The sequence below is a fragment of the Bifidobacterium sp. SO1 genome (genome assembly GCF_018555335.1).
Lineage (GTDB): Bacteria > Actinomycetota > Actinomycetes > Actinomycetales > Bifidobacteriaceae > Bifidobacterium > Bifidobacterium simiiventris.
Genome location: NZ_JAFEJR010000002.1, coordinates 241,750 through 252,976 on the forward strand (window position 1 = coordinate 241,750; position 11,227 = coordinate 252,976).

Here is an 11,227-nt window from a genome sequence, read left to right on the forward strand (position 1 = left end):
GGCATGGCACCGGCGTCACCATAATGTCAACCAGACCAACACCAACCACCATCATCAGCAAAGGAGCCGAAACCAGCATGTTTCTCCTGCCCAACCAGCAGCTCGACCGATGCGACCGCGTCATGTGGCAGCGCGTCGAACCGCACATCCACACCACGCTGAGCGCGTGCACGCTGCGCTCGCACGACAACCCCGGCGAACCCGTGCCGTCAGGCGAATTCCTCGCCAAGGTGCGCGCCGGCGAAGTCGAATTCAAACCGTTCACCATCCCCGGCACGTGGGGCACCACGTGGGGCACCACGTGGTTCGAGGTCACCGGCCGCATCGACCGCGAGGCCGTCAAGGGACGCAAGGTCGAACTCGAGGTCGATCTCGGCTGGCTCGGCCACCGCGGCCCCGGCTTCCAGTCCGAAGGGCTTGTCTACCGCGCCGACGGCACCGCGATCAAGTCCGCGAACCCGAAGAATCACTGGATCCCGCTCGTCTACGCCGACGGCACCAGCATCGTCGACCTCGACGAGAACGGCGACTTCACCGTCTACATCGAAGCGGCCGCCAACCCGTTCGTCGAAGGCCCCACCCCGTTCTCGCCCACCGAACTCGGCGAAGGACCGACCGGCAAGTACGACTTCCCGTACACGCTGAGCCGCATGGATGTCACCGTGTTCAACGAGGACGTGTTCGCCTACTATATGGACCTCGAAACCGTGGAGTCCCTGATGCGCGAGCTCAAGGACGACGACCCGCGCTACTGGCAGCTCGCCAAGGCCCTGCAGCGCTCGCTCAACGCCTACGACGAACGCGACATCGACGGCACGCTCGCCGTCGCACGCGGCGAACTGGCCGGAGTGCTGGCGGAGCACGCGTCGTCCAGCGCGATCAACCACATCGCCATCGGCCACGCGCACATCGACTCCGCATGGCTGTGGCCGGTCAGGGAGACCCGCCGCAAGGTCGCCCGCACGGTGTCCAACGTGCTCGCCCTGATGGACGAGGACCCGGACTTCAAGTACGCGATGAGCTCCGCCCAGCAGTACGAGTGGCTCGAGACCGAGCATCCCGACCTGTTCCGCCGCATGATGGAACGCGTGAAGGAAGGTCGGTTCATCCCGGTCGGCGGCATGTGGGTCGAATCCGACAACATGATCCCCTCCGGCGAATCGCTCATCCGCCAGATCACGTTCGGCCGCCGCTACTTCAAGGAGCACCTGGGCGTGACCCCGCGCGGCATCTGGCTGCCCGACAGCTTCGGCTACACCGGCTCGTGGCCGCAGATCGCGCGCCGCGCCGGCTTCGACTGGTTCCTCACGCAGAAGATCTCGTGGAACGACTGCACCAAGTTCCCGCACCACTCGTTCATGTGGGAGGGCGTCGACGGCACGCGCATCCTCACGCACTTCCCGCCGTCCGACACGTACTGCTCGTCCATGAGCATGCACGAGCTCATGTACTCGCAGCGCAACTTCCTCGACAAGGACCTGTCGCGCAACGCGATCCTGCTGTACGGCTTCGGCGATGGCGGCGGCGGCCCCACCCGCGAGATGACCGCGCGCATCCGCCGCGACCGCGACCTCGCCGGCGCCCCGAAGATCGACTTCGGCACGCCCGACCAGCTGTTCGACCGCGTGCGCAAGGACATCGTCGACGACGCGCGCGGCGAAACCCCGGTGTTCAAGGGCGAACTGTACCTCGAACTGCACCGCGGCACCCTGACCGCCCAGCAGGACATGAAGCGCGGCTGTCGAAACGAGGAGGCCATGCTGCGCGTGACCGAATACCTGTGCGCCGCGGCCCGCGTCAAGAACCCGGACTACGTCTACCCGCGCGAGGAGATGGACCGCATCTGGAAGACGCTGCTCCTGAACCAGTTCCACGACATCCTGCCCGGCTCCGCGATCGCATGGGTGCATCGCCAGGCACGCGCCGAATACGCGCGCGACATCGCCCGGCTGCGCGAGATCGCGCTCGAGGCCGGACGCGCGATCGCCATCGTCGAACCGGCCGACGCGACGGTCGTGGACGCGGTGATCACCCCGTACTCGCGCGAGGCCTGCGACGCGTGGACCGTGCGTCCGACGGCCGCCGTCGCGCACGTCGCCGGCGGCAAGGTGTCCGTCACGCGCGACGACGAGGCGACGATCCTCGACAATGGGCGCCTGCGCGTGCGCATCGAACCGGACGGCACCGTCTCCTCGCTGACCGACCTGGCCGCAGGGCGCGAACTCGTGCCCGCCGGCACGCGCCTCGGCCGCTACGAGCTGCTCAAGGACGAACCGTTCCACTGGGACGCCTGGGACATCCAGCGCGACGCGTTCCTCACCGCGAACGAACTGGACGACGCGAGCGTGGAAGGCGTCGAAGCGGCCGCCGACGGCAGCGCCGTCGTGCACGTCGTCACCAAGGCGCCGAACGTCGAGATCCGCACGGCGATCACGCTGCGGCCGGGCGCGGACACGCTCGACTTCGCCGCAGACGTCGACTGGCACGCGGTCGAGCAGTTCCTCAAGGTCGATCTGCCGGTTACGGTGCAGGCCGTCAATGCACAGTACGAATGCCAGTACGGCATCGTCGAACGCCCGATCAACAAGAACACGCGCTCCGACGACGCCAAGTTCGAAAGCTGCACCCACCGCTTCGTACGAGTCGCCGATTCCGGCTACGCGGCCGCCGTCGTCAACGCGTCCACCTACGGCTCCGACGTCAGCCCCATCCACGAGGACGCGGCGCACGGCACCGGCCGCGGCACCATGATCCGCCTGTCGCTGCTGTCCGCGCCGCTCTACCCGGACCCGCGCACCGACCAGGGCGAGCACTCGTTCGCATGGAGCGTGGTCGCCGGAGCGCCGATGGGCTCGGTGCTCGCCGAAGCATCACGCCTCAACAGCCCCGTCATAGGCCAGCTGCCCGCCATCGCGCCGCTCGTGACGCTCGCCGACGTGACCGGCGCGCCCGTGCTCGACTGGATCAAGCTCGCCGACGACGGTTCCGACGACCTCATCGTGCGCGTCTACGAGGCCGCCGGCGGCAACGCCACCGCCACGCTGCGACTCGACGGCGCGCTCGCCGGCGCAAGCGTGCGGGAGGTGACGTTGATGGAGGAGCCGGGGCTTGACGCCGAACTGCCACGTGCGCTCGCTTCGGGCGACGATGCGGTGCCGGCCGACGGCGCGGTCATCGCGCTCGCCCCGTTCCAGCTCGCCACGCTGCGCATTTGCCGCTAGTTCCGCGGCGATTCGTCACTGAGGGCTCTCCTCGAACCAGAGGGGAGCCCTCGGCGTATGTGTGGGCCTTCTTGCGGCGACACGCCGTATGGCGACATGCGGGGAACTGGTTTGCAAACATGCGAATATCGTGTTATCCTCTAACTAAATCGCTTTAGTAACCGGCGATGGACCACGGCGGTCCACTAAATCGCTTTAGTCTCAGCGAAGAGCAGATATCACAACAGAGGAGAGCCATGCTGCTGAAAGTCAATCGTGAGATCGACCGCTGCAAGCGCGTCATGCGCGAGCGTGTCTGGCCGCATATCCACCAGACGCTGGCGCAGTGCGCCGTCGGCGCGGTCATGAACCCGGGCGAGCCGGAGATGCCCGCCGACTTCATCACCCGCGCCGTGTCCGGCCAGGTCGACTTCAAGCCGCTCGCCGTCGGCGAGCCGTGGGGCACCTCATGGGGCACCACCTGGATGCGCGTCGAAGGCCAGCTGCCGGCCGACCTGCCCGCAGGTCGCGCCATCGAACTGGTGTTCAACCTCGGCTGGCTCGAATGGCCGGTCGGCGGCCACATCGAGGCACTGGCCTACCGCGCCGACGGCACCGTCATCAAGGCCCTCCACCCGCGCAACCACTGGATGCCGCTGGTCAAGGCCGACGGCACGCGCGACCGCGTCGTCAACCCGGACGGCTCCTTCGTCATCTACGTCGAAGGCGCGTACAACCCGAACGTCCCCTCGTTCACCGTCACCGAACTGGGCACCAAGCCCACCGGCAAGGCCGACGAACGCTACGAGTTCAGCTCGATCGACATCGCCGCGCTCGACCAGGACATGTTCGACTACTGGGCCGACCTCGACGTGATCACCGGCTCGCTCGAGAACATGAACGACGCCGACCCGCGCTACTGGAAGCTCGCCAAGGCCATGCAGCGCTCCATCAACCTGTGGGACGAGAAGGACTACGCCACCCTCGCGCCGGCACGCAAGGCCCTCGACAAGGTGATGGCCTCCCCGGCCAACGCCTCCGCGATGACCCTGACCGCGATGGGCCACTCCCACATCGACTCCGCATGGCTGTGGCCGGTGCGCGAGACCGAGCGCAAGGTCGGCCGCACCGTCTCCAACGCCCTCGCCCTGATGGACATCGACCCGAACTTCACCTACGTGATGAGCGCCGCCCAGCACTTCGCCTGGCTCGAGGAACGCCACCCCGACCTGTTCGAACGCGTCAAGGAGCGCATCGCCGAAGGCCGCTTCATCCCGGTCGGCGGCATGTGGGTCGAATCCGACGGCACCATCCCGTGCGGCGAATCCCTCATCCGCCAGATCTCCTACGGCAAGCGCTACTTCAAGGACAAGCTCGGCGTCGTGCCGAACGGCATCTGGCTGCCCGACAGCTTCGGCTACACCGGCGCCTGGCCGCAGATCGCCAAGCGAAGCGGCTACTCGTGGTTCCTCACCCAGAAGCTGTGCTGGAACGACACCACCCGCCTGCCGCACCACTCGTTCATGTGGGAGGGCGTCGACGGCTCGCAGATCTTCACCCACTTCCCGCCGGCCGACAAGTACGACTCCGACATGTCCGGTCACGACATGGCGTACGTGCAGCGCAACTACAAGGACAAGGACACCTCCGACCGCGGCATCCTGCTGTTCGGCTACGGCGACGGCGGCGGCGGCCCGATCCGCGAGATGGCGATGCGCGAACACCGCTTCGAAAGCTTCGAAGGCATGCCGAAGGTCGAATACGGCACGCCGGACGACTTCTTCGCCAAGGCCGAATCCGAGATGAAGGCCGAGGCCGGCGACGAGATGCCGCGCTGGAAGGGCGAGTTCTACTTCGAGCTGCACCGCAAGACCCTCACCTCCCAGCAGGAGATGAAGCGCGGCTGCCGCAAGACCGAATCCGCGCTGCGCGCCGTCGAATACCTCGGCACGCTCGCCACGCTCGAGAACAAGGACTACACGTTCCCGCAGGCCGACATCGACCGCATCTGGAAGACGCTGCTCCTGAACCAGTTCCACGACATCCTGCCCGGCTCCGCCATCGAATGGGCGCACCGCGTGGCCCGCGAAGACTATGCCCGTGACCTGAAGCGTCTGCACGAGATCGCGCAGGAGGCCATCGAGGCCATCGCCGCCGCCAACCCGGACGCCGCGCGCATCGCCCGCGCCCGCATCAGCCAGTTCGCCGAAGTCGGCTCGTGGACGCCGGCCAGCGTGGACGCGAACGGCGAGCCGGTCGCGATCGAACGCCACGACGACGGCACCGTCACGATCGACAACGGCCTGCTGCGCGCGCACATCGCCGCCAACGGCACCGTCGACTCGATGATCGACCTGAAGACCGGCCGCGAAACGGTCGCCAAGGACGCCTCGCTCGGCCGCTACGAGATCCTCAAGGACGAGCCCGGCGTGTTCGACGCCTGGGACGTGGAACGCGACGCCTTCCTGTGCGCCACCCCGCTCGAGGACGGTTCGATCGAATCGGTCGAAACCGCCGCCGACGGCACCGCGGTGATCCGCACCGTCAACGCCTTCCGCACCGACCGGATCGCCACGACCATCACCCTGCGCCCGGGCAAGAGCCAGCTCGACTTCCACGCGGACGTCGACTGGAACGTGCCCGAGAAGCTGCTCAAGGTCGACGTGCCGATGGCCCTGACCGCCACCCGTGCACAGTACGAATGCCAGTACGGCCTCATCGAACGCCCGATCGTCAAGAACACCGAAGGCGACGAGGCGATGTTCGAAAGCTGCTCGCACCGCTTCGTGCGCATCCACGACTCGTCCTACGGCATCGGCGTGGCCAACGGCTCGACCTACGGCTCCGACGTCAGCTCGCTGCGCGACCATGACGGCGCGATCGCCGGCACCATGGTCCGACTCTCGCTCGTCGCCGCGCCCACCGCGCCCGACCCGCGCACCGACATCGGCCGCCACGAGTTCGACTGGACCGTGCTGCCGTGCGCCGACATCGCGCCGCTCGTCGCCGCGGCCGGCGAGATCAACGCGCCCGTGCTCGAGAACATGCCCGCCATCGGCTCGCCGGTCACGATCGAAGCCGCGGAAGGCACACCGGTCATCGACTGGATCAAGCTCGCCGACGACGCTTCGGGCGACGTGATCGTCCGCCTCTACGAGGCCGCCGGCGCCAAGGCCGAAGCCACGCTGCACGCATCCGGGCCGCTGTCCGGCTGGCAGGTGCGCGAGACCAACACGCTCGAACAGGACGAATCCTACGCGGACGAACCCGCCGGACTCGTCGGCGGCAAGCAGCAGGCCGAAGGCGCCAAGCTCGCGCTCAAGCCGTTCCAGCTGACCACACTGCGCCTGTCGCGCGCCTAACGGCAACAGCACAAGATTTCGGCTCCGGGACCTATCCCTTTCCCGGAGCCGACCCCAACCCAACCAACCACATAACTCAACCATCAACCCGATCCGCAGCGCGCACGCCGCGGATTTCACCCAACGCGGCCTTTTCCGGCCCGCATCACCACACGTTTCGACGAAGAAACATCACCAAAAAAAGATAAGGAGAAACCCATGAAGGGAACCCTCAAGAAGGCCGTCGCACTCGGCGCGGCAATCGCGATGATGGGCGGTCTGGCCGCCTGCGGCACCAGCTCGTCGAGCGGCAGCACCGAACTGAAGTTCCAGACCTGGAACCTCAAGAACGACAAGTTCACCTCCTACTTCGAGGACCTCATCGCCCAGTTCGAGAAGGAGAACCCGGGCGTCACCATCAAGTGGGTCGACCAGCCGGCCGACAACTACGAGGACAAGCTGTCCACCGACGCGGCCGCCGGCGAACTGCCCGACGTGGTCGACATGGGCCCCGAACCGGCCTACACGCTGGCCAAGGCCGGCATCCTGCTCAACCTCGCCGAAGCCGCGCCCGAAGCCGAAAAGGACTACCTGCCGGCCGCCTGGAGCGCCGCCACCTTCAAGGGCACCGACCTCGCCGAAGGCACCTACGGCTTCCCGTGGTACCTCAACTCCGGCCCGACCTTCTACAACAAGGCCGTGCTCGAGGAATGCGGCATCACCGTCGACCCGAACGACCCGCCGACCAAGCAGGACGACATCTTCGCCATGGCCGACACGTTCGGCAAGAACTGCGGCGGCAAGTACGCGCTGACCTCCGGCATCCCGTCCATCCAGGACTTCGGCATGTACGGCGTGCAGCTCATGAACGACGACCACACCGAATTCACGTTCAACAACGAGAAGGGCGTCGAGTTCGTCCAGCACTACATCGACATGTACAACGCCGGCGCGTTCACCGACGACATGCTCAACAGCTCCACCTCCGGCGAATCCAAGAGCTTCAACGGCGGCTCCCAGGCGTTCATGAACGGCAACGCGTACAGCGTCGACGACATCCGCAAGAACGCGCCCAAGGTGTTCGAGAACCTCGCCATCACCGACTTCATCGCCAACACCAAGCCGAACATGTTCATGGAGATGCTCACCGTCAACGCGACCAGCAAGCACCAGGACCTGGCCATCAAGTTCGCCCGCTTCGTGACCAACTCCGACAACCAGCTCGCGTTCGACAAGAAGGCCAACGTGTTCCCGTCCTCCACCGGCACCATCGACGACGACTTCTTCAACCCGTCCGACGACACGATGGACGCCGAGGCCATGCGCATGTCCGCCGACCAGATCCGCAACGGCGAGATCTGGGGCCCGCCGCAGTTCACCTCCGCCTGCTCCACCATGCTGCGCGAGGAGATCGCCCAGGCGCTGCAGGGCAAGATCACCGCGAAGGAAGCCCTCGACGCGACCGTCAAGTACTGCAACGAGCGCATCTAAGCGTCCCTCGAATCCGTAAGGAACCCCCATCATGGCTCAATCCAAGACCAAGAAGCGCGGCGGCAAGCCCGCCGCGCAGGGGGTCGATCCCCGCAACAGCGGCCGCATCGTCCCCTGGCTGTTCGTCCTGCCCCCGATCCTGTGGATCTGCACCTTCTCGCTGGTGCCGTTCTTCAACACGATCCGCCTGTCCTTCACCGACTCCACCCTGCTTCGGCCGGGCAAGTTCGTCGGACTGCAGAACTACATCACGATGTTCACCGACCGGCGTTTCCAGACCGCGTTCTTCAACTCGTCGCTGTACGTGGTGTGCATCGTCCCGTTCATGGTGATCCTGCCGCTCATGCTCGCCGCGCTCGTCGCCGAGAAGACCCGCATCATGAACTTCTTCCGCACCGCCTTCTATACGCCGGTCATCATGTCCAGCGTCGTCGTCGGCCTGCTGTGGACCAACATCCTCGACAAGGACGGCCTGCTCAACGGCACGTTCAAGGCCCTCAAGTGGATCAGCACCCCGATCCCGTTCCTCACCGACCGCTGGCTGCTGCTGTTCAGCGCCATGGCCGTGACCATCTGGAGCGGCCTGGGCTACTACATGCTCATCTACTTGGCCAACATCGCCAACATCGACAACACCCTGTACGAGGCGGCCTCCATCGACGGCTGCGGCGGCATCCGCCAGTTCTTCCACGTGACCCTTCCCGGCTGCCGCGTGACGATGATCCTCGTCATGCTCCTGAGCTCCATGTCCGCGTTCCGCGTCTTCGGCGAGATCTACATGCTCTCCGGCGGCTCGGGCGGCGTGGGCGGCGCCGACCTGACGATGACCATGCTCATCAAGCAGGAAGGCACCGGCATCAACGCCCGCACCGGCTACTCCGGCGCGCTCGGCATGGTCATGTTCGTGGTCCTCGGCTGCATCATCGGCATCGAATGGATCGTCCAGCGTAGGAGCGAAGACTGATGGCAAGCAAAGCAGTGATGGAAAACAAGTACAACCACGTCACCCCCGGCAAGGTCGTGCGCATCGTCGTGCTCATCGCCCTGCTGCTCTTCCTCGCCGCGCCGCTGCTATGGCAGATCTCGCTCGCGTTCAAGGGCCCCAAGGACGACATGTACGCCGCACCGTACCTCATCCCCGTCGACCCGACCATCGACAACTTCATCCAGGTGTTCAAGCGTCTACCGATCCTGTTCTACGTGTGCAACACGCTCATCGTCGCGGCCCTGAACATCGGCGGCAACATCATCTCAGGATGCTTCGCCGGCTACTCGCTCGCCCTGCTCAAATTCAAGGGCAAGGGACTGGTCGTCGGCCTGCTGTTCCTGTCGATGCTGGTGCCCGGCGAGACGATCCTCATCTCCCAGTTCCTCATCATCCGCAACCTCGACCTGCAGAACAACCTCATCGGCGTGGCCCTGCCCGGCCTGGTCAGCTCCATGAACATCCTCCTGTTCATGAACGCGTTCAACGCCATCCCGCGCGAGATGATCGAAGCCGCCGAAGTCGACGGCGCGAACATCTGGCAACGCTTCTGGCGCATCTGCGTGCCGCAGGTCAAGGGCACGATGGCACTCGTCGGCATCTTCTCCTTCATGGGCTCGTGGAACGACTTCCTGTGGCCGCTGATCGTGCTCACCGACGACTCGCACTACACGCTCACGCTCGGCATGAGCCGCCTGCAGGGCACCTTCGTGTCCGACCCGCGCGTCGTCGCCGCCGGCACCATCGTCGCCCTCATCCCGATCATGATCTTCTTCCTGGTCTTCCAGCGCTACATCTTCAACGGCCTGGAAGCCGGATCGGTCAAGGAATAACCCCGGAGCACACCCACCATGAAATTCGGAGTCAACTACACGCCCTCCGGCGAATGGTTCTACTCATGGCTCAACCCCGACTGGAACGCCATCCGCCGAGACCTGAAGCAGATCGCCGACCTCGGCGCCGACCACGTGCGCGTCTTCCCGCTGTGGACGCTGCTGCAGCCGAACCGCACATGGATCAACCCCAAGGCCCTCGTCGACCTGCGCCGCATGGTCGAAATCGGCGGCGAAGCCGGACTCGACGTCTACGTCGACGTCATCCAGGGACACCTCTCCAGCTTCGACTTCGTGCCGTCCTGGCTCGTCTCCTGGCATGACGCGAGCATGTTCGCCGACGAGCCGGCCATCGAAGCCCAATGCGACCTCGTCAAGGCCATCTACGACGCGCTCGCCGACGTCAAGGCGTTCGCCGGACTCACGCTCGGCAACGAATGCAACCAGTTCACCGACCGCACGCACCCGCGCCGCATGTTCGCCACGCCCGACCAGATCGGCGCATGGCTCGACCGGCTCATCGGCTCGGTCGAGAACCGCGCCCACGAGGACGGCCGCATGATCCTGCACAGCGAGAACGACGCCGTGTGGTACATGGACGGCCACGCGTTCCGCCCGCAGTACGCCTCCCGAAAGGGCGACATCACCACCGTGCACTCGTGGGTGTTCAACGGCACCGGCCAGCACTACGGCCCGATGTCGCTCGAAAGCACGCACCACGCCGCATGGCTCGTCGAACTGTCGAAGGCGTTCGCCGCCGAGGCGCACCGTCCGGTGTGGGTGCAGGAGATCGGCGCACCCGGCAACGTGGTCGCCCCCGAGGACGCGCCCGCGTTCTGCCGCGAATCGGTCGAAGCCATCGAGGACTGCCCGGACGTGTACGGCATCACCTGGTGGTGCTCGCACCGCATCCCGAAGACGTTCTCGGACTTCCCGTTCTTCGAACACGAACTCGGCCTGTTCGACGTGGACGGTTCGCTCACCGACGTGGGGGAGGCGTTCCGCGACGCCATCCGCTCCGCGAAGGCGAACGCGCCGGCCCCCGCACCGCGCACCACGGCCATCGCCATCCCCGTCGACGAGCAGGGCGACCCGACCCTGCGCGCCGCGCTCGCCCCGGCCGGCAGCGTGTTCGAGGCATGGATGGACCTGACCCGCCAGGGCGAACGCCCGTGCCTGATCACGTCCACGGACGCCGACGACCCGGCCAAGCTCGCCGCACGCGGCATCACCCGCGTCGAACGCGTCGAGGCCGTAGCCGGCAACGCGTACAGCGCGGTCTCCGATCCAGCGTTCGCCGACAAGGGAGAATAGCGGCGAATAAAATAGGCGGCGAGCGGGTGCGCCACAGCACCCGCAAGCCTCACACATCCCAAG

The 11,227-nt window shown here is 66.0% G+C and carries 6 protein-coding genes; all 6 read left to right on the forward strand.

Annotation, left to right across the window (positions count from 1 at the left end; translation table 11 throughout):
- Positions 1 to 77 precede the first annotated feature (77 nt).
- The 6 genes from JS541_RS03115 (at position 78) to JS541_RS03140 (ending at position 11,164) form a co-directional block, all read left to right on the forward strand.
- A complete protein-coding gene (locus JS541_RS03115) occupies positions 78 to 3,221 on the forward strand; it encodes an alpha-mannosidase (protein ID WP_214373026.1) in 3,144 nt (1,047 codons plus the stop codon).
- A 236-nt stretch (positions 3,222 to 3,457) separates the two neighbouring features.
- A complete protein-coding gene (locus JS541_RS03120) occupies positions 3,458 to 6,562 on the forward strand; it encodes an alpha-mannosidase (RefSeq protein WP_214373027.1) in 3,105 nt (1,034 codons plus the stop codon).
- Positions 6,563 to 6,760: 198 nt separating this feature from the next.
- Positions 6,761 to 8,032, forward strand: a complete 1,272-nt coding sequence (locus JS541_RS03125) for a sugar ABC transporter substrate-binding protein (protein WP_214373028.1) — start codon at positions 6,761 to 6,763, stop codon at positions 8,030 to 8,032.
- Between the two features lie 31 nt (positions 8,033 to 8,063).
- Positions 8,064 to 8,996 (forward strand): sugar ABC transporter permease, encoded by a 933-nt coding sequence (locus JS541_RS03130; protein WP_217625321.1) that lies wholly within the window; start codon positions 8,064 to 8,066, stop codon positions 8,994 to 8,996.
- Positions 8,997 to 9,013: 17 nt separating this feature from the next.
- On the forward strand, positions 9,014 to 9,850 hold the full coding sequence (locus tag JS541_RS03135) for a carbohydrate ABC transporter permease (RefSeq protein WP_214373145.1): 837 nt from the start codon (positions 9,014 to 9,016) through the stop codon (positions 9,848 to 9,850).
- A gap of 18 nt (positions 9,851 to 9,868) precedes the next feature.
- Complete coding sequence (locus tag JS541_RS03140; RefSeq protein ID WP_214373029.1) at positions 9,869 to 11,164, forward strand: glycosyl hydrolase; 1,296 nt, start codon at positions 9,869 to 9,871, stop codon at positions 11,162 to 11,164.
- Positions 11,165 to 11,227 lie beyond the last annotated feature (63 nt).

What these genes read in the sequence shown, in the direction of transcription:
- JS541_RS03115 (WP_214373026.1), top strand. Translation starts at nt 78, where the DNA reads ATGTTTCTCCTGCCCAACCAGCAGCTCGACCGATGCGACCGCGTCATG.
- JS541_RS03120 (WP_214373027.1), top strand. Translation starts at nt 3,458, where the DNA reads ATGCTGCTGAAAGTCAATCGTGAGATCGACCGCTGCAAGCGCGTCATG.
- JS541_RS03125 (WP_214373028.1), top strand. Translation starts at nt 6,761, where the DNA reads ATGAAGGGAACCCTCAAGAAGGCCGTCGCACTCGGCGCGGCAATCGCG.
- JS541_RS03130 (WP_217625321.1), top strand. Translation starts at nt 8,064, where the DNA reads ATGGCTCAATCCAAGACCAAGAAGCGCGGCGGCAAGCCCGCCGCGCAG.
- JS541_RS03135 (WP_214373145.1), top strand. Translation starts at nt 9,014, where the DNA reads ATGGAAAACAAGTACAACCACGTCACCCCCGGCAAGGTCGTGCGCATC.
- JS541_RS03140 (WP_214373029.1), top strand. Translation starts at nt 9,869, where the DNA reads ATGAAATTCGGAGTCAACTACACGCCCTCCGGCGAATGGTTCTACTCA.